The 23,746-nt window shown below is 43.8% G+C and carries 29 protein-coding genes; 15 read left to right on the top strand and 14 right to left on the bottom strand.

What is annotated here, in order from left to right; translation table 11 throughout:
- Positions 1–154 precede the first annotated feature (154 nt).
- Positions 155–1,165, bottom strand: a complete 1,011-nt coding sequence (locus tag BLQ60_RS06410; RefSeq protein WP_092617735.1) for an SDR family NAD(P)-dependent oxidoreductase — start codon at positions 1,163–1,165, stop codon at positions 155–157.
- Between the two features lie 136 nt (positions 1,166–1,301).
- Between BLQ60_RS06410 and tusD the strand changes: the two genes are divergently transcribed.
- From tusD to accC, 7 genes are all read left to right on the top strand, one after another.
- Positions 1,302–1,670, top strand: coding sequence for a sulfurtransferase complex subunit TusD (gene tusD, locus BLQ60_RS06405; protein WP_092617732.1), 369 nt, complete (start codon positions 1,302–1,304; stop codon positions 1,668–1,670).
- A gap of 27 nt (positions 1,671–1,697) precedes the next feature.
- A complete protein-coding gene (locus BLQ60_RS06400) occupies positions 1,698–2,063 on the top strand; it encodes a hypothetical protein (RefSeq protein ID WP_143005190.1) in 366 nt (121 codons plus the stop codon).
- Positions 2,064–2,068: 5 nt separating this feature from the next.
- A complete protein-coding gene (locus tag BLQ60_RS06395) occupies positions 2,069–2,371 on the top strand; it encodes a DsrH/TusB family sulfur metabolism protein (RefSeq protein ID WP_143005189.1) in 303 nt (100 codons plus the stop codon).
- A 184-nt stretch (positions 2,372–2,555) separates the two neighbouring features.
- On the top strand, positions 2,556–2,864 hold the full coding sequence (locus BLQ60_RS06390; RefSeq protein WP_092617723.1) for a TusE/DsrC/DsvC family sulfur relay protein: 309 nt from the start codon (positions 2,556–2,558) through the stop codon (positions 2,862–2,864).
- 272 nt (positions 2,865–3,136) lie between these two features.
- Positions 3,137–3,601: a type II 3-dehydroquinate dehydratase gene (gene aroQ, locus BLQ60_RS06385; RefSeq protein WP_092617720.1), complete on the top strand. Its 465-nt coding sequence runs from the start codon at positions 3,137–3,139 to the stop codon at positions 3,599–3,601.
- Positions 3,602–3,614: 13 nt separating this feature from the next.
- Positions 3,615–4,028: an acetyl-CoA carboxylase biotin carboxyl carrier protein gene (locus BLQ60_RS06380; protein WP_092617717.1), complete on the top strand. Its 414-nt coding sequence runs from the start codon at positions 3,615–3,617 to the stop codon at positions 4,026–4,028.
- Positions 4,029–4,044: 16 nt separating this feature from the next.
- The gene (accC, locus tag BLQ60_RS06375) at positions 4,045–5,406 is read left to right on the top strand and encodes an acetyl-CoA carboxylase biotin carboxylase subunit (protein ID WP_092617714.1); all 1,362 of its coding nucleotides are present in this window, start codon (positions 4,045–4,047) and stop codon (positions 5,404–5,406) included.
- A gap of 69 nt (positions 5,407–5,475) precedes the next feature.
- Here the strand turns inward: accC and BLQ60_RS06370 are convergent, their stop codons facing one another.
- Positions 5,476–6,003: a hypothetical protein gene (locus tag BLQ60_RS06370; RefSeq protein ID WP_092617712.1), complete on the bottom strand. Its 528-nt coding sequence runs from the start codon at positions 6,001–6,003 to the stop codon at positions 5,476–5,478.
- 309 nt (positions 6,004–6,312) lie between these two features.
- On the opposite strand from BLQ60_RS06370, the gene BLQ60_RS06365 reads away from it, so the two are divergent.
- Positions 6,313–7,809: an amidase gene (locus tag BLQ60_RS06365; RefSeq protein WP_092617709.1), complete on the top strand. Its 1,497-nt coding sequence runs from the start codon at positions 6,313–6,315 to the stop codon at positions 7,807–7,809.
- 47 nt (positions 7,810–7,856) lie between these two features.
- On the opposite strand, the gene BLQ60_RS06360 is transcribed toward BLQ60_RS06365, so the two are convergent.
- The 5 genes from BLQ60_RS06360 to BLQ60_RS06340 all read right to left on the bottom strand — a co-directional run bounded on the left by BLQ60_RS06360 (position 7,857) and on the right by BLQ60_RS06340 (position 11,934).
- Positions 7,857–8,699 carry a class I SAM-dependent methyltransferase gene (locus tag BLQ60_RS06360; protein WP_092617705.1) on the bottom strand — a complete coding sequence of 281 codons (843 nt, stop codon included), beginning with the start codon at positions 8,697–8,699 and terminating at the stop codon, positions 7,857–7,859.
- A 5-nt stretch (positions 8,700–8,704) separates the two neighbouring features.
- Positions 8,705–9,529 (bottom strand): undecaprenyl-diphosphate phosphatase, encoded by an 825-nt coding sequence (locus BLQ60_RS06355; protein ID WP_092617702.1) that lies wholly within the window; start codon positions 9,527–9,529, stop codon positions 8,705–8,707.
- 58 nt (positions 9,530–9,587) lie between these two features.
- The gene (gene tsaB / locus BLQ60_RS06350; protein ID WP_092617699.1) at positions 9,588–10,262 is read right to left on the bottom strand and encodes a tRNA (adenosine(37)-N6)-threonylcarbamoyltransferase complex dimerization subunit type 1 TsaB; all 675 of its coding nucleotides are present in this window, start codon (positions 10,260–10,262) and stop codon (positions 9,588–9,590) included.
- Positions 10,263–10,529: 267 nt separating this feature from the next.
- Entirely contained in the window at positions 10,530–11,066 is a 537-nt protein-coding gene (locus BLQ60_RS06345) for a gamma carbonic anhydrase family protein (protein ID WP_092617696.1), read from the bottom strand.
- Positions 11,067–11,283: 217 nt separating this feature from the next.
- Entirely contained in the window at positions 11,284–11,934 is a 651-nt protein-coding gene (locus BLQ60_RS06340) for a CoA pyrophosphatase (RefSeq protein WP_092617694.1), read from the bottom strand.
- Between the two features lie 183 nt (positions 11,935–12,117).
- Between BLQ60_RS06340 and BLQ60_RS06335 the strand changes: the two genes are divergently transcribed.
- Positions 12,118–12,678 carry an NUDIX hydrolase gene (locus tag BLQ60_RS06335; RefSeq protein ID WP_092617691.1) on the top strand — a complete coding sequence of 187 codons (561 nt, stop codon included), beginning with the start codon at positions 12,118–12,120 and terminating at the stop codon, positions 12,676–12,678.
- 29 nt (positions 12,679–12,707) lie between these two features.
- Here the strand turns inward: BLQ60_RS06335 and BLQ60_RS06330 are convergent, their stop codons facing one another.
- The 5 genes from BLQ60_RS06330 to orn all read right to left on the bottom strand — a co-directional run bounded on the left by BLQ60_RS06330 (position 12,708) and on the right by orn (position 16,737).
- Positions 12,708–13,646 carry a polyprenyl synthetase family protein gene (locus BLQ60_RS06330; RefSeq protein ID WP_092617688.1) on the bottom strand — a complete coding sequence of 313 codons (939 nt, stop codon included), beginning with the start codon at positions 13,644–13,646 and terminating at the stop codon, positions 12,708–12,710.
- A gap of 35 nt (positions 13,647–13,681) precedes the next feature.
- Positions 13,682–14,035, bottom strand: coding sequence for a zinc ribbon domain-containing protein YjdM (locus BLQ60_RS06325; RefSeq protein WP_092617686.1), 354 nt, complete (start codon positions 14,033–14,035; stop codon positions 13,682–13,684).
- A gap of 173 nt (positions 14,036–14,208) precedes the next feature.
- Entirely contained in the window at positions 14,209–15,018 is an 810-nt protein-coding gene (locus BLQ60_RS06320; RefSeq protein ID WP_092617683.1) for an enoyl-ACP reductase FabI, read from the bottom strand.
- A gap of 207 nt (positions 15,019–15,225) precedes the next feature.
- Positions 15,226–15,957 carry a Bax inhibitor-1/YccA family protein gene (locus tag BLQ60_RS06315; RefSeq protein ID WP_092617680.1) on the bottom strand — a complete coding sequence of 244 codons (732 nt, stop codon included), beginning with the start codon at positions 15,955–15,957 and terminating at the stop codon, positions 15,226–15,228.
- 228 nt (positions 15,958–16,185) lie between these two features.
- Positions 16,186–16,737: an oligoribonuclease gene (gene orn, locus BLQ60_RS06310; RefSeq protein WP_092617677.1), complete on the bottom strand. Its 552-nt coding sequence runs from the start codon at positions 16,735–16,737 to the stop codon at positions 16,186–16,188.
- Positions 16,738–16,873: 136 nt separating this feature from the next.
- On the opposite strand from orn, the gene rsgA reads away from it, so the two are divergent.
- The 4 genes from rsgA to secB all read left to right on the top strand — a co-directional run bounded on the left by rsgA (position 16,874) and on the right by secB (position 19,434).
- Positions 16,874–17,992 (top strand): ribosome small subunit-dependent GTPase A, encoded by a 1,119-nt coding sequence (gene rsgA, locus BLQ60_RS06305; RefSeq protein WP_092617674.1) that lies wholly within the window; start codon positions 16,874–16,876, stop codon positions 17,990–17,992.
- Between the two features lie 143 nt (positions 17,993–18,135).
- The gene (locus BLQ60_RS06300; protein WP_092617671.1) at positions 18,136–18,570 is read left to right on the top strand and encodes a rhodanese-like domain-containing protein; all 435 of its coding nucleotides are present in this window, start codon (positions 18,136–18,138) and stop codon (positions 18,568–18,570) included.
- Between the two features lie 9 nt (positions 18,571–18,579).
- The gene (grxC, locus tag BLQ60_RS06295) at positions 18,580–18,846 is read left to right on the top strand and encodes a glutaredoxin 3 (RefSeq protein WP_092617668.1); all 267 of its coding nucleotides are present in this window, start codon (positions 18,580–18,582) and stop codon (positions 18,844–18,846) included.
- A 123-nt stretch (positions 18,847–18,969) separates the two neighbouring features.
- A complete protein-coding gene (gene secB, locus BLQ60_RS06290) occupies positions 18,970–19,434 on the top strand; it encodes a protein-export chaperone SecB (RefSeq protein ID WP_092617665.1) in 465 nt (154 codons plus the stop codon).
- 558 nt (positions 19,435–19,992) lie between these two features.
- On the opposite strand, the gene coaBC is transcribed toward secB, so the two are convergent.
- Positions 19,993–21,258 (bottom strand): bifunctional phosphopantothenoylcysteine decarboxylase/phosphopantothenate--cysteine ligase CoaBC, encoded by a 1,266-nt coding sequence (gene coaBC / locus BLQ60_RS06280; RefSeq protein WP_092617659.1) that lies wholly within the window; start codon positions 21,256–21,258, stop codon positions 19,993–19,995.
- 196 nt (positions 21,259–21,454) lie between these two features.
- On the opposite strand from coaBC, the gene radC reads away from it, so the two are divergent.
- Positions 21,455–22,177, top strand: a complete 723-nt coding sequence (gene radC / locus BLQ60_RS06275; protein ID WP_092617656.1) for a RadC family protein — start codon at positions 21,455–21,457, stop codon at positions 22,175–22,177.
- 58 nt (positions 22,178–22,235) lie between these two features.
- Positions 22,236–23,147 carry a bestrophin family protein gene (locus tag BLQ60_RS06270; RefSeq protein ID WP_092617653.1) on the top strand — a complete coding sequence of 304 codons (912 nt, stop codon included), beginning with the start codon at positions 22,236–22,238 and terminating at the stop codon, positions 23,145–23,147.
- 46 nt (positions 23,148–23,193) lie between these two features.
- Here the strand turns inward: BLQ60_RS06270 and BLQ60_RS06265 are convergent, their stop codons facing one another.
- Positions 23,194–23,709: a (R)-mandelonitrile lyase gene (locus BLQ60_RS06265; RefSeq protein WP_213030466.1), complete on the bottom strand. Its 516-nt coding sequence runs from the start codon at positions 23,707–23,709 to the stop codon at positions 23,194–23,196.
- Positions 23,710–23,746: the final 37 nt, after the last annotated feature.

Below are 23,746 nucleotides of genomic sequence, written 5' to 3'. Positions count from 1 at the left end.
TAGCGCTGTAGCAGGATTAAAGCTCTCGACTATAGATGAATGGTATGGCTGGCAACATGTACACATGTTAGGCTGGCGACGTCGGCTATGATGGCAGGATTTTAAAAATTTTGCACTTTAAATTTCCATGATCTACCAAACCGAATGCATCACATCACATCCCATTCAAACTGGCTTGATAATATCGCCACTGATCTTCGACCATCTGCGTCAAACTGCGTTCCGCTTTCCATGTAATAGTATTGTTCAATTTTTCAAGATCACCATTTAACTGGGCAAACTCCTGCACACGTTCGGTACTTTCCTGTATCGAAATCACTGCACTGGTCACGTCTTCAACGGTTTCGATTAAACGATTTAGACTCCTCAGCTCGGGATGACAGAGATTAAAACTCGCTAAGAAATTTTGCTGATCATTCGACCACAGCATCAATTTATACAGCGCATCAAGCATATCTAAGACATGCAAATAACTGCGCTCTGCCGTTCCATCTTCACTGTCTAAATGTTGATTAAAAAGCTCAAAACTTTCACGTTGTCCCGCCGCAACTTGTAACAGAGATTGAATCACCGACTTCGGCATGTGCTGTGTCCATTCACCAAGTTGTCCATCATGATACGCACCGATGATATTACCGAGTCTTAAGTTGAGAATCTGCCAATAATCATCCACTTGAAAGGTATCTTGCAGAATGTGCTCAATATTTTGTTGTGCCCGCACATACGGAATCTGATGTTGATAATGAAAGTCATCCTGCTCTTTCCAGTCTTTACCCGATGCGCCGTAAACAGTCAGCGAAGATAAATTCACCAACCGACGCACACCACTACGCTGCATCGCACGTAGCACGCTCATCATACAACTCAGATTATTATTATAATATTCAAGGGGTTTATGCACAGACTCAGACAAACTCTTAAAGCCAGCACAATGCACCACATAATCAATCGGATATTGCTCAAAGACTTTTTGCAACGCTGGCGTATTACGCACATCAAGGCGCATAAATGGAATATACAGTTTTGTGATATACTCCAGTCGTTCCAAACTTTGCATAGAAGCATGTGATAGATTGTCCACCAGCACCACTTCGTGTCCTTTGGACATCAAGTACAATGCGATGTGGCTACCTAAGTATCCCAACCCACCCGTGATTAATATCATGTGTCTTCCTCGATTTGGTTTAGAGCAAAAATTAAGTTTAATTCATTTGAGTTATATCGTGATTACACGTCCATAGCATCATCTTTGTACCATATCTATGTACCTTTTCTATGTACCAGAACTGAGCACCGCTACGATGCATACTTTAATTTTAATCACCGCAGCGCCAACGACACGATTAGCCTATCATGCTTTTCAGCTTGCTTGTGCAATGAAAAGTAAGCAACACGCTTTTGAGGTCTTCTTTTATCAAGATGCGGTAAGCATTGCCAATGCACAGTTGTGGCATGCAGAAGATGAGCTGAATCTGACCCAAGCATGGCAAAGCCTCGACATCCCGCTCAATGTCTGCGTCAGTGCCGCACTCAGCCGTGGAGTCAGCGATACAGAAAATGCCAAACGCCACCATCTCGCACATGATAATCTGGCTGAAAAATACTGCTTAACGGGCTTAGGCACATTGGCTGAAGCGCTAAAAAATGCCGATCATGTCCTGCAATTTTAAACTTTAATGCTAAAAGATAACCCATCGATGAATCGTTCTATGCGCACCGTATTGATTATTCTCTCCAAAAGCGACCAATCGGCAATCACGGTCAATGAAAGCCTGTCGGCACTGATGCTGTTTGCCAGCTTTGACATCAATATCCATGTGCTGTTTCGTGATGCTGGACTCAGCCTTTTGCACAATGCTGCCACGCCAAATCCGCAGCTTAAGCATTTCCTCAAACCTGCCAGCAAGATGGTGGAAAGTTTTGAGTTTTATGATATTGAGCACCTATACGTTTTAGATCAAGATCGCAATCATCCACTCCTCAAAGATTGCTCATATCCCCTGCAAACCATCACACTTGATCAAGCGTTTATCAATCAATTTGATCATATTATTCATTGGTAAGTGAGATGCACCAAATGAAAGAAATGTCATTTAATCAACTTTTTATTCTACAAGCGAACTATAACCGACTTGAACAAGCATTGTCTGAACTTGCCAATATCGTGACAGATCAAGATGCGGTACTGTTATTAGAAGATGCTGTCCTTGCACCCTCACTCGATGCGATTTCACATGCCAAAGCAATTTTTATTCTAAGTGCAGATGCACATATAGAGCATGAAAAAAACTTAGGTAATATGAAAATCATCGACTATGGCGACTGGGCGGAGTTGTTGCAACTCAGTCAAAAAGTACATACTTGGCAATAGAGAACTTGAATAAAACAACTGCGTAGGCAAATTTCTGCGTTGCGCCTTGCTCGCAATCCTCATGTACCTTTTGTACACTGCGGTTGCTGTGCGAGGTGCGCCTTGAAATTTACACTACTCGTTCGTTTTATTCTTAGTCCCCAAAATCAAATCAGAACCTTCAATTCAGGATTCAAACCCACTTATGCTCGAACTCGATCAAGACGGTCACTTACAACACTTCCAAGATTGGACCCCCGAAGTTGCTCAGCAGTTGGCAGACACGCTAGAGCTCACGCTGGACGATGCGCATTTTGAGATCTTATATGCACTGCGGGCGTTCTATGATGAGTACGGCTATGCCCCTGCAACACGCCCGTTGATCAAATATTTAAGCACAAAGGTCAATCCTGAGATTAGCAATCAATTACTCATGCAACGCTTTAAAACGGGTCTGGTGGCACGGCATTTAACCCGACTTTCAGGACTGCCGAAACCGCCTAACTGCTTGTAAATTTGTAATTATTTTGACATCTATGTGCATTAATATACTGTTTCAATTGTGCTAAAATCTTCGCCAATGGATTGGCAAAAAATGATTATTTTGATTAAAATTGATTTACCTGTTCACAACAATGTTACATTTTCGATGTGTGGTTTTTGATAGTTTTAAACATTGTAAACAGCTATAATAAAGCGTATCTTGCAACGATCAATCGGCATATTCGCTATAATTTGTCGGGATCTTGAAAATTTATAATTTTTGCACATTTTGGAATACCCATCATGCAAAGTCGTATTTTGCTTATCCACGGACCTAATCTGAATTTACTCGGACAGCGTGAGCCTGAGGTCTATGGATCATTGACATTGGACGATATTAACGCCCAATTAAAGCAAAAAGCCGATACTACGGGTGCCTTACTCGAATCATTCCAAAGCAACTGGGAAGGTGCCATCATCGATCGCATCCACCAAGCCAGCGTAGAAAATTATCAATTTATTATTATCAATCCCGCAGCATATACGCATACTTCGGTCGCAATTCGTGACGCCCTGCTTGGCGTTGCCATTCCTTTTATCGAAGTTCATCTCTCCAACGTCCATGCCCGTGAATCATTCCGCCACCATTCTTACCTGTCTGATAAAGCAGTTGGGGTGATTTGTGGTCTCGGTGCACGTGGTTATGAATACGCACTGGATTATGCGATGCAACATTTAGCCAAGCCTCCTCTGCAATCGACGACTTAAGGAATTCATTCATATGGATATTCGCAAGATTAAAAAACTCATCGATCTCATGATCGAGTCAGATTTACAAGCCTTAGAAGTCAAAGAGGGAGATCAAGCGATTTCTCTAACTCGCCGCAATCCAGTCGTCGCTGGCACAGTCGCTACTGCAGCACCTGTCGCAGAAGCGCCTGTGGTAAAAACACCTCGCGGTGCAATCGAAACCGCACCAATGGTTGGCGTGTTCTATGCAGCACCGAATCCAGGTGAGCCACCTTTTGTCAAAGTCGGTCAAACCATTTCAGCAGGTGAAACACTTGGTATCATCGAAGCAATGAAAATCATGAACCCGATCGAAGCGACGCAAAGTGGTGTGATTGACGAAATTTTAGTTAAAAATGGTGACATTATTCAATTTGGTCAACCTCTATTCCGCTTTCGCCCTTAAGCAGTGAGGTGTCATCATGTTACAAAAAATTCTCATTGCCAACCGTGGTGAAATTGCCCTACGCATCACCCGTGCGTGTAAAGCCTTAGGCATTAAAACTGTTGGCGTCTATTCCGATGCGGACAAAGACTTGATGCATTTACGCTTTGTAGATGAAGCCGTCTGTATTGGTCCAGGTACCACCAGCGAAAGTTATTTGAATATTCCTGCGATTATTACCGCAGCAGAAGTTACAGGTGCTGATGCGATCCATCCGGGGTATGGTTTTTTATCTGAAAATGCCGAATTTGCAGAAATCGTAGAAACTTCGGGTTTTACCTTTATTGGTCCTCGTCCTGAACATATCCGTTTGATGGGTAATAAAGTCTCTGCCATTGTCGCCATGAAGAAAGCTGGCGTGCCGACCGTACCAGGTTCTGCACATGCAGTGACCCCGCAAAATGCCCTCGCCGAAGCCAAAGAAATTGGTTTTCCTTTGATCGTCAAAGCCGCTTCTGGCGGCGGTGGTCGTGGGATGCGTATTGTTGAACGGATCGATACCCTGCTCGAATCGGTACAAGCAGCACAGCGTGATGCTGAAATGTGGTTTGGCGATGATACGGTATATATGGAGCGTTTCTTACAGAAGCCTCGCCATGTCGAAGTGCAAATCCTCGCTGATGGTAATGGGCATGCGATTCACCTTTATGATCGTGACTGCTCACTGCAACGTCGCCATCAAAAAGTATTGGAAGAAGCACCAGCGCCGAATTTGCCTGAACAAGCACGTGCAGATATTTTACAAGCCTGTGTCAATGCCTGTGAAATGATTCAATACCGTGGTGCAGGCACCTTTGAGTTTCTCTACGAAGACGGTGAATTCTTCTTTATTGAGATGAATACTCGTGTGCAGGTTGAGCATCCTGTGACCGAAATGATCACTGGCATTGACATCATTGAGCAACAGATTCGCATTGCTTCAGGACTTGGCTTAAATCTTCAGCAAGAAGACATTGAAGTCAAAGGTCATGCCATGGAATGCCGAATCAATGCTGAAGACCCGCAAACTTTCTTACCTTCTGCTGGGAAAATTGACACCTACTTTACCCCAGGTGGTGCAGGTGTGCGGATGGATTCACATCTGTATGCAGGTTATAGCATCCCGCCGTTTTATGATTCGATGATTGCCAAACTGATCGTACATGGTAAAGATCGTGACACAGCAATTGCTCGACTACGCCAAGCATTAGACGAAATGGTCATTACAGGGGTGAAAACCAATATTCCACTGCACAAAAATGTGATTTTACGTGATCCACAGTTCTGTGAAACGGCGATGGATATTCATTATTTGGAAAAGCATTTGCTTAAACCATTTATGCCTGAAGAAAAAAAATAAGCCTTATGGCTTATTTTTTTGCGTGTAAAGTTTGCGTGCAGGATTTGAAACTGAATCAATACAATTCCGTTAAGGCAATTGTTTATTCAATGTCGCAAAGCATTGTTCGCCACGTTGATTACCACAGAATTGAATTTGAGTCGGATTGACCCATTTCACAAAGAACTGTTGAATCTCGCCTGTCTGATCTTGCTTAACACCAGAGCAATCGGTTTGATTATTGTCATATTTGATCTGAAAAATCAGTGTCGGTAGATACTCACTGCGATTGCTTGGCGCTTGATATTGATATTGTCCAATTGACCATTCCTGATCACTTTTGATCACCATATTATTTTCGCCGCTGAAATTATAATATTCAACACAGCGCTTGTTGTCTGGAATTTCCATGCCCCAAAGCCCCATGATCTCAGGACGAGTTTGAATATTTATTTTTGAACTATTGGCAGCAGCGACGAGCTCTTGCGCCTCTTCATTGGTAATTTGTTCATTATTTTGAGCCTGCGCAACTTCCGTGTCCGCAGTTTGTGCAACAGCCAAAGTCGTCCAGAAACCAAGCGACATCATCGCCACTGTGGTGCATACAATTTTTTTCATCACTTTTCATTCAAATCCAAATGTACTGGATTCAAACTTAGCATAATTTTCAAAAAATGTGTTTCACATTAACGATATATAACAATAGAAATAATCTATAAATGCGCAGGTATTCTCGTCATCAAATTTGTTTTTTTGCGATGAAAACCATCTGTCCAGTGATTACAGACACAAGCAACAACTGATTCGCCCGATAGACAATTCTCACCGTCTGCATACAATTGCGAATCTTAAATATTTCAGATACGATCAATTTCATCATTCGTCATAACAACATGCTTGCTTGGATGCAACACAGGATAAAAACACATGAAATTTGAAGAATATATACAATATGATGCACTTGGACTCGCCGAATTAGTCCAGACCAAACAAATCCCCGCCAGCGAACTCCTCGAAGTCGCCATCCATCGAGCTGAAGCCGTGAATCCAAAAATCAATGCCATCATCACGCCGATGTATGAGCGTGCACGAAACAAAGTCAATGCTTTGCCCGCTGGGCGGTTTACAGGGGTTCCCTTCCTTGCCAAAGATTTATACCAAGAATATGCAGGTGTGCCTTCGAGCTATGGTAGCCAATCCTATATTCGCCAAAAATTCACGCCAACCGAGAATGCCGAAATCGTCAATCGCTGGGAAAATGCAGGTGTGCTCAGCTTTGGGCTGACCAATACCCCAGAATTTGGTATCAAAGGCGTCACTGAGCCAGCCGCTTGGGGTGCCTGTAAAAATCCGTGGCATCTCAAACACAATAGTGGTGGTTCATCAGGTGGTTCTGCATCAGCAGTTGCAGCAGGCATTACCCCGATCGCAGGCGCAAATGATGGCGGTGGTTCGATTCGTATTCCTGCATCCTATTGTGGTTTATTCGGGCTCAAGCCCAGTCGTGGACGCACCCCGTGGGGACCAAATCGTAGTGAGCTGATGCACGGTGCAGCAACGCAGCATGTCCTGACTAAATCTGTGCGTGATAGTGCCGCCATGCTCGATGTGATTCATGGCTTTGAAAACAGTTCGCTGTTTCGCTTACCTGACCCTGAACAAAGTTACTTAGAATTGATTCAACGCCCACCGCAACCCTTAAAAATTGCCTACTCTACCGTTTCACCCGTAGGCACAAAGGTCTCTAAAGATGCGATAAGCGCCATCGAACAAACGGTAAAATTATTAGAATCACTTGGACATCATGTGGTTGAAGATCAGCCAAATATTAACGGCACACAGCTCGCCAAGGACTTTATTACCACATGGTTTAGTCAATGTGCGCATAGTCTTGAGCAAACCCGCCGTGAATTGGGCAAAAGTGTTCGAGAAAGTGATTTTGAACTGGATAGCCGTGTCATTGCAGCTTTCGGCGCCAATACCTCAGCCGTGGACTATATTCACAATTTGCAAAATTGGGGAAAATACGTCACCGCAATGAATCATTTTTTCAATCGTTATGATCTCTATCTTATGCCGAGCACCGCAACGGTTGCCCCGAAAAATGGTGAAGTGGCGACACCAAGTTGGCAAAAACCAATTCTCAAAACCTTGCTGACTTTGGGTAAAGCCGATTGGCTGGCACAAGGTGCACTGATGGAACAGCTGATTAAAGATAATCTAAAATGGGTACCTTTCACCCAACTTGCCAATATCACAGGCTTACCTGCCATGTCCGTGCCGTTGTATTGGAATAAGCACAATCTACCTTTGGGTTCACAGTTTATTGCGCCATTTGCTCGAGAAGATCGCTTATTACAATTGGCGCATCAATTAGAAATGGCGCAACCATGGATGCCGAATTATCAAAATATTGTGGTTTAAAATGTTTTGTTCAGTGCAGATTTTAAGCTGATATTTAATTTTGACTTTTAATTTTGAAAATACGCATCAAAGCGAATCGCATCACCCTGCCATTGATGGTCGGGTGTTTGCCCATCCAAAAATGCCGCATGTTTTGGGCGCTTGACAATCACACGTTTAACTTTGGCTTTGGCAAGATTAAGCAAAGCATCGCCCAAATCCATTTCGCCATCCTCAGGTAAAAGCAAGTGCAACAATTGCATTTGCTTTTTCACTTGCGCCTGTTTTTTCTCAGATTTTTGATTGTGATCTCGTGCAGGAAACATCGGATCCAGATAAATCACATCGGCTTGATCTTGTGCGATTTCAGTTAAATATTGCGCTGAATCTTGATGAATCACCGTGATTCGTTGCGAAATATTGACTAAATAATCATGCGTTTCTGCCTGCTTTTTTGCTGACTCAAGCAAAGCAAAAAGAATCGGATGACGCTCAAGCAAAATCACTTCTGCGCCAAGTGATGCCATCAACAAACTGTCATGCCCAAGCCCTGCGGTGGCATCGATTATTTTTATTGTAGGGTTGAGTTGTGGCTTAATCTGGCATGCCCGAGCAATCAATTCATTCTTCGGATTAGCACGTTTCAATCTGGGCACTTCATCTTGCCATGCAGGTTGCATTTTCATGCCATTTGCAGTCAGCCAAAGCCCATCTTCATCGACCATGAGTGCCAAGTCAGGATTGAATTTTAAAAACTTATTATTGATTTTTTCTACTTCGATCAACTGACTTTGTACTGTCAAATCTGCAATACGAGCTTGCCAATATTGTGCATGCTCGACATGCTCCGTCGTGTGATAAATTTTCCAAATTTGATCATCCGACTTCGGCAGTAGCTCACTCGCAGACATATTGCTTACCAAAGTTTCCAACCTGTCAGCGCAAACAACAAAATAATCAAACCTGACGCAATGCGATACCACGCAAAGATCATAAAGTCACGCTTTGCCACATACGCAACCAAAACACGAATCAAAATCAGCGCCGAGATAAACGATACAATCACACCAACGGCGATGACGAGCCAATCCGTTGTACCTTGCAACACATGACGACTTTGCCAACCATCAAGTAATCCCGCACCGACAATCACAGGAATGCCGAGGAAAAATGAAAACTCAGTAGCTGCTTTACGCGATAGACCGAGCATCATGCCACCAATAATAGTCGCCCCTGAACGTGATGTGCCGGGAATCAGCGACAAGACTTGGATTAAACCGATATAAATCGCTTGTTTATAACTGATATTTTCTACTTCGGGTGCATTAATTGCACGTGGATTTTTCTCTACCCACCAAATAATCAGACCACCGACGATTAGACCTATCGCCACGGTAATATCATTAAACAACACATCTTTAACCCATTGTCCAAAGGTTAAACCCATGAGAATGATCGGAATGGAGGCCAAAATTAGCCCAAGACCTAAGCGGCGACCGTTCTCTTCACCTGTGATAATGCCAGTCGCTGCCCCCCACAGCCGTGACCAATATTCATAGATCACTGCCGCAATCGCCCCCATCTGAATCACCACCACAAATACCGCACTTTTCTCAGGAGTCCAAAAGTTCATCAACTCCGAGGCAAGAATCAAATGCCCTGTACTAGAGATCGGCAGAAATTCGGTAATACCTTCGACGATGCCCATGATGATGGCTTTGAGAAACAGTAGTAAATCCATGTGTAATGCCTAAAACAATAATCTGAATGTGGTTTAAAGGATAAATATTAAATTGAACTTAAGACTTGCCTTGATCGGCAATTTTTTTCCAAGCATTGTCCCGCAAATAAACAGGCAATGCCTGATCTGCGGATACGTTACGCCCTGCCAACCATTCTGCTTTGGCAATTTCAGCAATATCTTTAGCATTGGCATAATACAGATTCTCCGCACATGTATGACCCACTAGACTTGCACCAGTTCCCACCACATACGTATCAAAAGGCGGATTCAGTTGCATCATCGCTTGATCGTAGCCCAGTAATTGTTCATCACCGTGTAACTGCATAATGCCTTGATCATCGACAGCGAACTGCCCGAAATAGACTTCACTCATGCGGGCATCAATCACCGCAGTGATTTCTGAAAATTGAGATTGTTGATAGGCATGTTGCGCCAATGCTTGTAAAGTCGATACAGGAATCACAGCTAAATCATTTGCCCATGCTAGCGCCTGCGTGACTGCAGCATTAATCCGCACACCGCTAAATGAGCCTGGTCCACGACTAAATGCGATCGCCGAAATATCCTGCCATGTACTTTTCGACTCGGCTAAGCCACATTCAATCATCGGCAAAATCTGCTGGGTCTGCATGCGTGCTTCATGATGATGCTCAAAAAACAAAGTTTGCGTTGCATCGACTATCGCAACCGAGCATTGTTCATTGGCTGTTTCGAGGGCAAGAATCTTCATAGGATGGCGCTACATTCCAGAACATTAAAAACGACAAATAAAAAACAGGGAATTTTCAAAAAAATTCGCCTGCTATGATACGCCAGTTGGATATTTTAAAAAGTATTTTTATCAGACAGATGTAGCAAAATGGTATCGAAATCCACTGCTATTTTGAGGTCTCCCCCTTTGAGGGGGAGATTTAGAGGGGGTGAAAAGTAATCTCAGGTTGATTTCGTGATGATTTTTTCATACATCTAATACAATCAGGCAGTCAACTTAAAACTATCAGTCCAATGAAAACGGCTTGAGCTCATCCCGAAACTTTTTAAAGTGCTGCGCATAATGCATCGCACTCATCGTAATCATTTGCGCCACTTGCTCAGAGGCTTGTTTCACCACTTGTCCCGGCGAACCCATCACGATCGAATTATCTGGAATCACTTTACCTTCTGGAATCAACGCATTAGCACCGATAATGCAGTTTTTACCGATCACCGCACGATTCAGAATCACCGAGTTAATCCCAATCAAGGTATTATCGCCAATGGTACAGCCATGTAGCATCGCCTGATGTCCGACGGTGACATGCTTCCCGACATTCAGCTCAATGCCTGCATCGGTATGTAGCACCGCATTTTCTTGGATATTACTCATATCACCAATACGAATGATCGAGTTGTCACCACGAATCACTGCACCAAACCAAATACTGACTTCACTGCCCAGTTCGACCTGTCCAATGACTGTGGCATTATCAGCCACCCAGCCATTCCACGGCTGAACGGTGGTGGTTGGATGCAAATCTCCGAGTTGATATATCATGGTTAAAATCCTTTTAAAATATAGGGAACTTCGAGAAACCACCTGCGTCGGCAAATTTCTGCGTTGCGCCTTGCTCGCAATCCTCATGTACTATATTTACACTGCGGTTGCTGTGCGAGGTGCGCCTTGAAATTTACGCTACTCGCTAGGTTTTTCGAGATTCCCTATGTGAGGGTTTGATTAATTGGAAAACAAATTATAAAACGAATAAAGCTGATTAATCGTCAATATCTAAACTGGTGTCAAAATCCGCATCAAGACCTGTCACGATGTCTGGCGCTTGCACAAAAAAAGGCCATTCTTTATGGCATTTTAATCCACGACGAAGTAATGTCACCATGATCCGAGCAGTCATCCCCCAAATGATTTCATTGTCAAAACGAAAACTTGGCATATACAAATCATGTTCTGCAAATCTAACCAAATAGGCATGTGGCGGACTTTGAATAAATTCTTGTAAAGGCACATAAAAAATCCGATCAATTTCCGCAGGTTCAGCGATCAGGTCTACAGCCGCAGGAATCACCCCGACAATCGGTTTCACGCGAAGACCAGAACGTGCCTGTTGCATCGGCAGCTCACCCAGTAATTGCACATCAAACGGGTTTAATGCAGTTTCTTCATGTGCTTCACGCAGTGCCACCACAATATTACTGGTATCTGCCCGCTCTCGCCGACCACCTGGAAACGATACTTCCCCTGCATGATGACGCATATGGGCTGCACGGCGAGTCAATAAAATCCGAGGCGTCGCTTCTTGGGTGATCGCAATCAAAACCGCCGCATCAGCAGACTGGGTACGGGGTTGAAATGATAAATTTTGCTGTAATTGTTCGATCAATTGATCTTGTTCAAACAATTTTTGCATGTGTGCTACCTTTTTTACTTTACTTCTTTCATCGTTGTCTAAATATTCAATCGTCAAATGAGCGATACGATTTCATGATTTATTTCCCTTTTTATCATCTATAACACAGTTGTAGGTGCGTTGGGAATTTTTTTACGTTATGCTCGCTAGGAATCTTGGACTCTTGAAATATACGAATAATTTATGAGCTTTTGTAGTAACTGCGGACAGCCGACTGAATATAAAATCCCGCTGGGCGATCATCAAACTCGTGAGGTTTGCCCTGCCTGCAAAGCAATCCATTACGTCAACCCAAAACTCATCTGTGGCGCACTTGCCCTATGGGAGGACAAAGTATTGCTCTGTCGCCGTGCCATCGAGCCACGCTATGGGCTATGGACATTGCCTGCGGGCTATATGGAATTGCTCGAAACGATGGAAGAAGGTGCAGCTCGGGAAACGCATGAGGAAGCCGAAGCAGAGATCGAAGTCGAACAACTATACTGCATGTACAACATTCCACGGATTGGGCAGATTTATGTGTTGTTTAAAGCAAAACTAATCGAAGGTAAGTTTGGCGCAGGCGAAGAAAGTATCGAATCTCGTTTGTTTGAGGAACATGAAATTCCGTGGAATGATCTCGCTTTTCCAAGTGTGAAGCGAACTTTAGAGCATTATTTTGAAGATCGTAAAACTTTAAAAAATACAGATCCATTTCCAACCCATTTGGAAACTTTAGGGACACGTTTAGACCAAACTGGATAAACTCAAAGCATTTATTTTAAAACCAAAATTCAACTTTGTCGGGTCAGTAAAAATTCCGCAATAGTGTGTAAAGCCTGTGTATTACCCTGCATTGTCTTGAGCGCATCCATCGCTTGGTCATGCAGTTGCTGTGCATAATGTTGCGCATTGTCCAAGCCCATCAATGCAGGATAAGTCGATTTTTCCACTTGCTGATCTTTACCCGCAGTTTTACCAAGCACTTCGGTATCTGCTGTAATATCCAAAATATCATCTTGCACTTGGAAAGCGAGCCCAAGCGCACGACCAAACTGACGCAGTGCCGTAAAATCTTGATCCGCTTTCGGCAATACCGTCACCGCCCCCATCATGATCGCTGCTTGAATCAATGCACCTGTTTTATTGAGATGAATTTGTTCTAAATGATCTTGATCTACCAACTTGCCTTCAGCTTGCAAATCCATGACCTGACCATTAACCATTTTGCTACTTGCCGTAGCGAGGATTTGCATCTGTCGTAAGCGAATCTGATCATTATGCTGTGTATTTTCTATACTGAGCTTGTCGATGCTTTGCATATCGTCAAATAACCGACTACCCAACACTTCAAATGCTATCGACTGCAATACATCTCCTGCCAACAACGCCGTCGATTCACCAAATGCCACATGACAGGTCGGTTGACCACGGCGCAAGGCATCATTGTCCATACACGGCAAATCATCGTGACATAGTGAATAACAATGAATTAACTCGACCGCCACCGCAGCACGACGCACCGCTGGATTGAATAATTCTGAAGTTTTTTCTAATTGGTTTAGCTCAGCAGTGGCGTAGCATAGCGCAGGACGAACTCGTTTCCCACCAAGCATCACCGCATGATGTACGGCTTCTTTCAGCGGACTGGTTAACGCAAACTGATCAAGGCAAAATTGCAAATCGGCTTGGATCTGTTGTTGTGAATGTTTTAATAGGTCAGGAATCGTCATCGTTCTACTCGATACATCAGCGCTATAGCGTTGCGTTATGCTTTTTTTACAAATTCTGATTTGAGTTTCATCGCACCGATACCGTCAATTTTACAGTCAATATCATGACCATCTGTTGCATCTGCGATTAAGCGAATATTTTTGACTTTGGTACCGACTTTGACCACTAAGGATGAGCCTTTAATTTTTAAATCTTTAATCACCGTCACCGTATCGCCATCGTTGAGTACATTGCCATTTGCGTCTTTAATGACGTCAGATGTCGCTTCAAGTGCCTCGCCCTCTCGCCATTCATACGCACATTCAGGACAGATCAATAGATCGGCATCTTGATAGGTATAGGTGGATTGGCATTGTGGGCAAGCTGGAAGTGCGGTGTCTAAAGACATAACGGAGTAGACTCAATCTTTTGAATTTTCAGTTTGTTATTATAAGGACAAATGCCATCAATGTCGCATTAAAAAACCTGAATCCACTATAGATTCAGGTTTGATGAGCTACCTTTTCCCATTCTCAAGACCTAAACACTGAGAATGTGGTACTCGAATTGAATCACTGAGATTTATTCACTCGCATCTTCAAGTAATGCACTACTCATGCCGACAGTGCTAAAGCCACCATCGACATACAGAATCTCACCTGAAATACCTGACGCCCACGGTGAGCACAGGAACAATGCCGCATTACCCACTTCTTCAATGGTGACATTACGTTGTAATGGCGCAGTTTTTTGGTTGGCATCGAGCATCTTACGGAACGATTTAATGCCACTGGCAGCCAAGGTGCGAATCGGACCTGCTGAGATCGCATTAACACGAATACCTTCAGCACCAAGACTTGAAGCAAGATAGCGTACGCTGGCTTCGAGTGAGGCTTTAGCCAATCCCATAACATTGTAGTTTGGCATCACACGCTCTGACCCTTGATAAGTCAGCGTGAGCAAACAACCTTGACGCACAGTCAATAACGGACGAGCAGCACGCGCCATGGCAATAAAGCTATACGAGCTAATATCGTGGGCAATTTTAAAGCCTTCACGACTGGTTACTTCAGTAAAATCACCGTCCAAAGTTTCCGCAGGTGCAAAACCGATCGAATGTACCACACCATCCAAGCCATCCCAATGTGTTGCCAAATCAGCAAAGGCTTGATCAATCTGTGCATCATCTGCCACATCACATGGAAACACCAACTCAGAACCGAGCTGTGCAGCAAACTCATCGACCCGTTTTTTTAATTTGTCATTTGGATAGGTAAAGGCAAGCTCGGCACCTTCACGATGCAATGCCTGTGCAATGCCATACGCAATCGATAATTTACTGGCAATCCCAGCGATCAAAAAACGTTTTCCTGCGAGTAAGCCTTGACTCATGTTCTACACCAATCTGTTTTATTCAAATTAACCGCATGATGCCGAACTTTGCCACACGCTGTAAAGGTTGAAATCTTCCAAAATATTTGAGAAATGTTTATGGAAAGCATTCTACATTGAGTAAAATCAGCACAAACAAATCAAGTAACCAGATAGCAAAAAGCCCTGCATGTGCAAGGCTTTCATAGAATCTGTAACGGTTTAAATTTAGTCGCTACTAAGCAAACCAATCAAACGTAGGAATGACACATACATCCACACCAAGGTCGCAAGAAGTGCAATACCGCATAACCATTCAAAACTTTTTGGTGCACCGTTGGCAGCGCCATTTTCGATCAAATCAAAATCCAAGATCAGATTCAATGAAGCAATAATTGCCACAAAAGCTGCAAAGCCGATGCCTAACCATGAACTTTCAAACAAGCCTGGAATGGTGCTTTGGAATGCCAACACCATGATCCACTGCACGATGAATACAGCCATGATCGCAAGCGTTGCAGAGATCACCACCGCTTTAAACTTCGCTGTGGCACGGATAATGCCAAAACGATATAAAGCAAACATAGTCAATGCTGTGGCAAAAGTTGCCAATAAGGCTTGTGATGCAATACCAGGGAAACGGGCTTCAAAAAATAATGAAATCCCACCCAAAAACACGCCTTCTAGCAAGGCATAGGGAATAGCAAGTGATGGTGCAAGATGCGTCTTAAAGGTTGCAATCAATGCCACCACAAATGAGCCGATACCGCCGACCACCAAACCGCCAAATGCCAGACTACTATTCCCTGTCATATTGCAGAAGATATAGAAGGCAATACCGAGCACCGCAGCGATCACAGTCATCAGTACCGACTTTTGGATCGCACCTTCGACCGTCATCGGATTGCCACGATCGGCGTAGACTTCCGCTCGGGTAAAAATTGGATTATTACTTTGCATATTTTTTAATCCTGTATTGATATAAAACGAAACGTACTGCAATGAACGACTTAAGCCACAATTTTGCCCTTATTTTGAGCGATTTTGGAAAATTTAGTTCATTGCATCCAATAAAAAAATAACGGTAATTTCACGCTAATTTAACATACAAAAATAGACACCGTGTAGCTTTATTTTACACAGTGTAATGTATTGAATTGTTTTAAAAAACCACTTCACTTTGGTGATTTATTCGACCCGAAAAAAATATTCACGATAATATTTCAACTCACGGATCGAATCACGAATATCATCCAGCGCCAAATGTGAGGCGTCTTTTTTCAAACCACTCATGATTTCAGGGCGCCAGCGTTTTGCCAATTCTTTCACTGAAGACACATCAAGATTACGATAATGGAAAAATTGCTCAAGCTCAGGCATCAGACGATGCATAAAACGGCGATCTTGGCAGATCGAGTTGCCACACATCGGCGAGGCTTTGGCGTTGACCCATTTTTTTAAAAATTCTAAAGTCTGCACTTCGGCATCACGAGCTGTCAATTGGCTACGGCGCACACGAGCGGTGAGCCCAGATTGACCATGTTGCTTGGTATTCCACTCGTCCATCGCATTGAGTACCGTATCCGCCTGATGAATGGCAAGCATCGGGCCTTCAGCCAAAATGTTGAGATCACCATCGGTGACAATGGTTGCTATTTCGATAATCTGATCATTGTCGGTATCCAAACCAGTCATCTCAAGATCAATCCAAATCAAACGTGTATCAGCAGTGCTCGTCATGAATAATATGCTTATCAGTAAATTTTAGCCTTACATACTAACAAACTTATGGCTAAAAAAAATGATTTTCCGTTGTGCGAAAGCCTCCACTTCGTGGTATTTTTGCCAGTCTATATATTTTGAATGAAATGAGTGGATGGCTTTAATCCGTAAACGTCGTTTGACTGATCAACAGCAACGCCGTATCGCTAAGCAACAAAAAAACCGTCAAGAAGAATTTGATGCCGATTTCGACATTGAAGGCTTGGTGGTGCAACATTACGGACGTCAGCTTGAAGTGCAAGTCTGCTCCTTGCCGAAGCAAGAGCTTCAACAACAGCAACCCGAAAATTCAAGCAACAATAATGTAAATAGCGACAGCGAATCCTTTTGGCGCCCGATCGTTTTAGGGGAAATTTGGCGCTGTCATACTCGTACCAACCTCGACAGCCTCGTCACTGGCGATCGAGTCACTTGGCAAGCCGATCCCAACACGGGCTTAGGCGTGATCACTGCCATTCATCCACGTACATCCCTACTCAGCCGACCTGACCGTTATCACAAACTGAAACCTGTAGCAGCCAATGTGAGCCTGATCGTCATCGTCTTTGCACCGATGCCTGAACCGTCTGCGATGCTGATTGATCGCTATCTGGTGGCGTGTCACGATGCGGATATTCAACCGTTATTGGTACTCAATAAAGCCGACTTGTTAAAATTAAATCAATTACAATCCGATTCCTTAGAATCTGAACCGACTTTACAACTATTGCAGCAATATCAAAATCTCGGCTATGAAACCTGCATCAGCCAAAGTGAAGCCGATGAAGACAGTCCATATCATCCAAAGCATTTACTAGAAAAATTTGCTGGGCAAACCGTGGTTTTCGTTGGGCAATCAGGTGTCGGTAAAAGCTCACTCATTAACACCATCATTCCTGATGCAGCGCAAAAAACCAATATCATTTCGGAAAACTCCGCACTGGGTCAGCACACCACCACGTCTACCCGTTTGATTCAATTCAATGACAACTCGGCAATTATCGACTCACCAGGGATTCGTGAGTTTGGTTTATGGCATTTGTCCAAAGATGCGATTTTGACAGGATTCCCAGAGTTTGATGACTATTATGGACAATGCCAATTCCGCAATTGCACTCATCAAAATGAAAAAAACTGTGCCTTACAACTGGCTGCCGAACAAGGCAAAGTCGATCAACGTCGCTTGGATAGTTTGATTCGTCTGCTCAATGAATCCGCTGACGCTGACAGCTGAGGCTAAAACAGATTTTAAAACTGATTCGAAAATGGGCACTGAAAAATTTTGCACTATTTCGACAAGCACGCTTGAAGTTCACTGTTCCATCACTATATATGGGGTATACTGTGCTCGCTTTTGAAAAAGACATAAGGTGAAATGTGGAACGTTGGCTAGAGTTTATGGGAAATCATCCCATTTTATTTGGTATTTTAGGGGTATTGATTGTCCTGTTTTTTGTGATGGAAAGTCGCCGTAGCGGTCGCAAAATTTCCCCACAATCTTTAGGTATTTTGACCAAAGCACAAAATGCAATGCTGATCGACTTGCGTGATGGCAAAGACTTTAAACAAGGTCATATCAGCGGTAGTCGCAATATTCCATATAGCCAACTCGACGCACATGTTGAGGAGCTCAAAGCCAGTGATCGTCCACTGATCTTCATCTGTAATCTGGGTCAAGTCGCAGGCGCAGCCTTGCAAAAAGTCGGTCATGCAGACAGCTATCGTCTAGACGGTGGCATCATGAACTGGAAAGGTCAAGGTCTGCCATTGGTCAAAACGGCTGAAGGCAAAAACAGCAAATCTCACAAATAGGAGCATCACATGACTGCAAATGTTGTCGTTTACTCAACCACGGTCTGCCCTTATTGTGTTCGTGCCAAGCAACTGCTTGAGCGCAAAGGCGTAGCATATAAAGAAATTAATCTGTCTACCGAAGCACCCGAAGTGCGTATGGAATTGATGCAACGCACCAATCACCGCACCGTGCCACAGATTTTTATCAATGATGAGTTTATCGGTGGCTTTGATCAGTTGTATGCGCTAGAGCGTGATGGACAACTGGATAGCAAACTTAACGCATCCTCTTAATTTTTAATGGTTTTAACATCACATTGTGTTTCTTTTAGAATTTCTATTTCACCGAGGCACAATGTGATCAAGTTAAAACTCATGATTTACTTCAACCTTCAACACTGTACATAGGAATAGACAATGAGCGAAGAACAACAAGCACAACCACAATTGGCATTAGAACGTATTTACTTAAAAGATGCTTCTTTTGAAGTGCCTGGGGCAAGCGTATTTACCAAAGAATGGCAACCTGAGTTGTCCATCAACCTCACATCTGCAGCAGAACAAATCGACCCAACCCATTATGAAGTGGCGCTGAAAGTCGTGGTGACTGCGAAAAATGGTGGCGAAACTGCATTTATCGCAGATACCACGCAAGCAGGTATTTTCTTGGTGGAAAATGTAGAACAAGAACGTATGCCGTACATTCTTGGCGCATACTGTCCGAACATCTTGTTCCCTTTCCTTCGTGAAGCGGTGAACGATCTAGTATGTAAAGGTAGCTTCCCACAACTGCTACTTAGCCCGATCAACTTCGATGCTGAGTTTGAAGCGAATATGCAACGTGCACAGCAACAGCAAGCGGATGCAGAAGGTCAAGCCTAAGCGCTAACCGTAGTATTAAATACGGAAAACCACAGTCTAGGCTGTGGTTTTTTATGGGGAATGATCTATTAAAAAAAATTTTTAAGGCTTTTTGCTCAAGTATTTCAAAAAAAGCCAATAGCTTGCACTGATTAATAGCGTCATCAAAATTGCGGGCAAACTACCATACATTTTCCACCACGGTTCTGAAATTTGTCCAGTGTGACTCCAGCCAAGCAGCAGAAAAAATGGAATAGCAATCATTAATGCACTCAGACTAATCGTCAAAATGTTCAATAAAAAATAATGATTCAAAAGCATCGAAAGCAAAAATGTAATCGGCACTATCAAAATACAATACGCCAAATAGATCAGCACATGACCAAAGAAAACTATAAAAATCGAATACAGGCTATATTCATGATTTGCAATGATAAAAAACAATGCCGTCAAACATAATAATGGTAATGGCGTTAGCAATAAGGCTTTAAGGATGTGTGCTTTTGAATATTTCATTAGTAATCACACTGTATTTACAACTTTATAATACGTTGTAAATATTCAACAAAGTGAAATCAATCAAGACACAGGCACATGCTTATCCAAGGCTTTAGCGATCGCCTCAACCAACTGCTTGGCAATCTCATGTTTTGAGGCTTTTTCCAATTCTTGCTTTTGCATCTGATATTGCTCCGCAAAGAACACCACCATCGCATTCTCATCTGAGGCAAAACCAATATCTGCACGAGATACATCATTACATGCGATCATATCGAGCTTTTTCGCTGTGAGTTTACCTTGTGCATAGTCTTCAACATTTTGCGTTTCTGCTGCGAATCCCACAGTAAATGGACGTTTGTCTAACTGTGCAATGGTCGCCACAATATCAGGATTTTTCACCAAAGCGACTTGCAGTTCATCCCCAGCTTTTTTGATTTTATGCTCTGCGACTTGCGCCACACGATAGTCCGCCACCGCAGCGGTAGCGATAAAGACATCGGTACCATTTTCCACCAACTGCATACTGTGTTTAAGCATCTCTTGTGCCGATTGCACTTTGATACGGCGCACACCATTTGGTGTATCAAGACTCACAGGTCCAGAGATCAGCGTCACATCCGCCCCTGCGGCATAGCATGCCTCAGCAATGGCAAAGCCCATTTTCCCTGTACTGTGATTCGAGATATAACGTACTGGGTCGATCAACTCACGGGTGGGTCCTGCGGTGATCACCACATGTTGCCCTGCGAGTAAACCGAATTTTTCTGAGATTTCACGCTCAGCTTGAGCAAAGAAATCATTAACCCACTGTGCAATATCTTCAGGCTCAGCCAAACGTCCTAAGCCCACATCACCACAGGCTTGCTCGCCTGCTTCAGGCATCACCACATGCACACCATCCTGCACCAATGTGGTCAGATTACGCTGTGTCGATTTGGCTGCCCACATCTGCTGATTCATCGCAGGTGCAACCCAGACAGGTGCTTTGGTGGCAAGATATAAGGTGCTGAGTAAATCATCCGCCAAACCATTGGCAAACTTAGCCAGAGTATCGCAACTGGCAGGTGCGATCAGCAACAAATCCGCCCAACGTGCAAGCTCAATGTGCCCCATGCCTGCTTCGGCTTCAGGATCAAGCAGTGCGGTATGCACAGGATTTCCCGATAAAGCCTGAAACGTCAGCGGTGTAATAAACGCCAATGCACCTTCGGTCATCACCACACGCACGTCAAAACCAAAATCTTTTAAACGACGTACCAAGATGGCGCTTTTATAGGCAGCGATGCCACCAGTTACACCGAGGACGATACGACGAGTTTTTAACGCTTCTGCTTCGAGCTTCATTCCACAACCTAATTTAATGTCTTCGGGCTGGCAAACCATGTTTTATAAATCGTGCTTTATAAACCATGCTTTACCCATCTGGCTTGATAAATCATGCTTGATAAAACATTGCAACGGCGCTCACAATAGCATTAAATAAGCCATTGCCCAAGCCATAATTTCCACAACAATTCTTGATAAAAAGTACAGTACAACAATGCATAAAACCAACGACGATACAGCACATCACACCACAAAAAAATCCATCAAACATTGGCCTGCGGGCGAACAACCTCGTGAGCGGCTGTTACAACATGGCGGTCACGTGCTCTCGGATGCAGAGTTGTTGGCAATCTTTCTACGCACAGGCTATAAAGAACACAGTGCGGTGGAAATGGCTCGGCAAATGTTGCATCACTTCGGTGGACTCAGGCAAATCCTTGATGCTACACCTGAGGAAATTATCGCCTTTAAAGGCATGGGCATGGGAAAATCAGCGCAATTGCTAGCCAGTAAAGAGCTTGCACAGCGTTATTTACAACAGCAATTACAAACGGTGGAAACACTGGATAATGTCCAGCTCATTGTTGATTTTCTTAAAATGAAGTTGCGTGCTGAACGCCAAGAGCTTTTTGCGATTTTGTTGCTCAATCAACATTGTCAATTTATTGAATTTAAAGTGCTATTTCACGGGACATTGAGCCAATGTTCGGTTTCAACGCAAGACATTATCCGCTACGCCTTGGATCATCATGCGCATCATTTGATTGCGGTGCACAATCATCCGCAAGGTCATGCCCTGCCATCACCCGAAGATTTACAATTCACGGCAAAACTAGCACAAGCCTGCCAATTGCTTGATATGCAACTGTCTGATCATTTTATCATTAGCCAAAATGAATATTTTTCTTTTGCCGAGCAAGGCATGATTGCAGATTAAATCCAGTCGTAATATGCTAATGCACTGTGATGCCTGACTCATTTTTTACGCTCAACTTATGATTATTCGCCAGCCAGTTAATACCTTTAAATTGCTCTTTTCATGGGAAGGCACCTTGTTGCCAAAAATCCTGCCGCCACTGGGTGTGGTGATGCTGTTGTCAGCCGTGGTGGGTGGCTTAGAATATAACAATATTTATCATTTCCCTGAATTACCGCTCATGGGTTTTACCTTAATTGGTTTGGTGCTGTCGATCTTTTTGGGCTTTAAAAATACCGCATGCTATGACCGTTGGTGGGAAGCACGTAAATTGTGGGGGATTCTCATTGCAACCTCACGTCACCTCGATCGAGACTGTCGGGTGCTGTCACAAGCTCGCCGTGAACGGACGGTGCAGCAAATCATTGTCTTTGCCAATGTACTGCGTGACCGACTTCGCCAAGAAACCAATAACCCGATGAGCCTGCACGAAATTACAGGGATGAGCGAAAATCAGATTCGACTACTTTCTCAACATGCCAACGCCCCGCAATATACCTTGAGTTTGATTCAATGGGAGTTTATGCAGGCATTGAAAGAAGGTGAGATTAGCGACATTATTTATGCGCAGTTGAATGCGCATGTGCACGAACTGAGTCTGGTGCATACGGGCTGTGATCGGATTGCCACCACACCGATTCCGTATGCGTATTCGGTGTTACTCAATCGCACGGTGTATTTTTTCTGTTTCTTATTGCCATTTAGTTTGGGCAGTCTTTTAGGGCTTGCCACACCGCTGTTGGTGGGGATCTTAGCCTATACTTTCTTGGGGCTAGATGCGCTCAGTACCGAGATTGAGGAACCGTTTGGCACACAAAGTAATGACTTGCCACTCGACTCGATGGTGCGCACCATTGAAATTGACTTGCTCAGCAGTTTGGGCAAAGCCACACCAGCCCCAATCCAAGCGGTGAATAGTAATTTGCTCTAAGCATCGCTCATCTTTTGGCTAATCTTTTGTCTGCCTAGTCTCTTGGCTAATCCTTTGACTGAGCATACTGTGCATCGGTCACAGGTTCTAGCCAATTGACATTTTTCCCATCCACAGACTCTTGGATCGCCAGATGGGTCATGGCATTTTTTTCAGTTGCGCCGTGCCAATGTTTTACGCCAGCAGGTGTCCAGACCATATCCCCTGGATTGATGGTGATCTTCTCTCCACCTTCAGATTGCACATAACCTTGCCCCGCCGTGACAATCAGCATTTGCCCTGCTGGGTGAGTATGCCAGTTGCTGCGTGCAGACGGTTCAAAGCTCACACTCGCCATACTCAGCCGTGACGGTGCTTCACGAGTGCTCACACTCATATCAAGGCGTGGCGCTTGACCTGAGAAATACTGACTTGGCGCAGTCTGTGATGGAATACTTCCTGCAGGCATGACTTGCATTTGCGGTGGAGTTTGATCCTCCGTTGCACTGTAGCTCATTTGACTTAGCCCAAGCACACTGACACTACTTAAAACGAGGGTAAATACCGAATTTAATGTTTTCATGATACATCTCCCAAAAGTAAAATGGATAAGATTTACA

It is taken from the genome of Acinetobacter marinus (genome assembly GCF_900096915.1).
Taxonomy (GTDB): domain Bacteria; phylum Pseudomonadota; class Gammaproteobacteria; order Pseudomonadales; family Moraxellaceae; genus Acinetobacter; species Acinetobacter marinus.
The sequence above is the reverse complement of the archived record's forward strand: the minus strand, read 5'-3'. Positions and strand labels throughout refer to the sequence as shown.

What these genes read in the sequence shown, in the direction of transcription:
- BLQ60_RS06270 (WP_092617653.1), top strand. Translation starts at nt 22,236, where the DNA reads ATGATTATTCGCCAGCCAGTTAATACCTTTAAATTGCTCTTTTCATGG.
- BLQ60_RS06320 (WP_092617683.1), bottom strand. Translation starts at nt 15,018, where the DNA reads ATGAGTCAAGGCTTACTCGCAGGAAAACGTTTTTTGATCGCTGGGATT.
- radC (WP_092617656.1), top strand. Translation starts at nt 21,455, where the DNA reads ATGCATAAAACCAACGACGATACAGCACATCACACCACAAAAAAATCC.
- tusD (WP_092617732.1), top strand. Translation starts at nt 1,302, where the DNA reads ATGCATACTTTAATTTTAATCACCGCAGCGCCAACGACACGATTAGCC.
- BLQ60_RS06325 (WP_092617686.1), bottom strand. Translation starts at nt 14,035, where the DNA reads ATGTCTTTAGACACCGCACTTCCAGCTTGCCCACAATGCCAATCCACC.
- BLQ60_RS06360 (WP_092617705.1), bottom strand. Translation starts at nt 8,699, where the DNA reads ATGTCTGCGAGTGAGCTACTGCCGAAGTCGGATGATCAAATTTGGAAA.
- BLQ60_RS06370 (WP_092617712.1), bottom strand. Translation starts at nt 6,003, where the DNA reads ATGAAAAAAATTGTATGCACCACAGTGGCGATGATGTCGCTTGGTTTC.
- BLQ60_RS06380 (WP_092617717.1), top strand. Translation starts at nt 3,615, where the DNA reads ATGGATATTCGCAAGATTAAAAAACTCATCGATCTCATGATCGAGTCA.
- BLQ60_RS06265 (WP_213030466.1), bottom strand. Translation starts at nt 23,709, where the DNA reads ATGAAAACATTAAATTCGGTATTTACCCTCGTTTTAAGTAGTGTCAGT.
- grxC (WP_092617668.1), top strand. Translation starts at nt 18,580, where the DNA reads ATGACTGCAAATGTTGTCGTTTACTCAACCACGGTCTGCCCTTATTGT.
- BLQ60_RS06390 (WP_092617723.1), top strand. Translation starts at nt 2,556, where the DNA reads ATGCTCGAACTCGATCAAGACGGTCACTTACAACACTTCCAAGATTGG.
- BLQ60_RS06355 (WP_092617702.1), bottom strand. Translation starts at nt 9,529, where the DNA reads ATGGATTTACTACTGTTTCTCAAAGCCATCATCATGGGCATCGTCGAA.
- secB (WP_092617665.1), top strand. Translation starts at nt 18,970, where the DNA reads ATGAGCGAAGAACAACAAGCACAACCACAATTGGCATTAGAACGTATT.
- BLQ60_RS06330 (WP_092617688.1), bottom strand. Translation starts at nt 13,646, where the DNA reads ATGACGATTCCTGACCTATTAAAACATTCACAACAACAGATCCAAGCC.
- BLQ60_RS06400 (WP_143005190.1), top strand. Translation starts at nt 1,698, where the DNA reads ATGAATCGTTCTATGCGCACCGTATTGATTATTCTCTCCAAAAGCGAC.
- BLQ60_RS06410 (WP_092617735.1), bottom strand. Translation starts at nt 1,165, where the DNA reads ATGATATTAATCACGGGTGGGTTGGGATACTTAGGTAGCCACATCGCA.
- BLQ60_RS06340 (WP_092617694.1), bottom strand. Translation starts at nt 11,934, where the DNA reads ATGCAAAAATTGTTTGAACAAGATCAATTGATCGAACAATTACAGCAA.
- orn (WP_092617677.1), bottom strand. Translation starts at nt 16,737, where the DNA reads ATGACGAGCACTGCTGATACACGTTTGATTTGGATTGATCTTGAGATG.
- BLQ60_RS06365 (WP_092617709.1), top strand. Translation starts at nt 6,313, where the DNA reads ATGAAATTTGAAGAATATATACAATATGATGCACTTGGACTCGCCGAA.
- tsaB (WP_092617699.1), bottom strand. Translation starts at nt 10,262, where the DNA reads ATGAAGATTCTTGCCCTCGAAACAGCCAATGAACAATGCTCGGTTGCG.
- accC (WP_092617714.1), top strand. Translation starts at nt 4,045, where the DNA reads ATGTTACAAAAAATTCTCATTGCCAACCGTGGTGAAATTGCCCTACGC.
- BLQ60_RS06345 (WP_092617696.1), bottom strand. Translation starts at nt 11,066, where the DNA reads ATGATATATCAACTCGGAGATTTGCATCCAACCACCACCGTTCAGCCG.
- BLQ60_RS06315 (WP_092617680.1), bottom strand. Translation starts at nt 15,957, where the DNA reads ATGCAAAGTAATAATCCAATTTTTACCCGAGCGGAAGTCTACGCCGAT.
- aroQ (WP_092617720.1), top strand. Translation starts at nt 3,137, where the DNA reads ATGCAAAGTCGTATTTTGCTTATCCACGGACCTAATCTGAATTTACTC.
- BLQ60_RS06335 (WP_092617691.1), top strand. Translation starts at nt 12,118, where the DNA reads ATGAGCTTTTGTAGTAACTGCGGACAGCCGACTGAATATAAAATCCCG.
- coaBC (WP_092617659.1), bottom strand. Translation starts at nt 21,258, where the DNA reads ATGAAGCTCGAAGCAGAAGCGTTAAAAACTCGTCGTATCGTCCTCGGT.
- BLQ60_RS06395 (WP_143005189.1), top strand. Translation starts at nt 2,069, where the DNA reads ATGCACCAAATGAAAGAAATGTCATTTAATCAACTTTTTATTCTACAA.
- rsgA (WP_092617674.1), top strand. Translation starts at nt 16,874, where the DNA reads ATGGCTTTAATCCGTAAACGTCGTTTGACTGATCAACAGCAACGCCGT.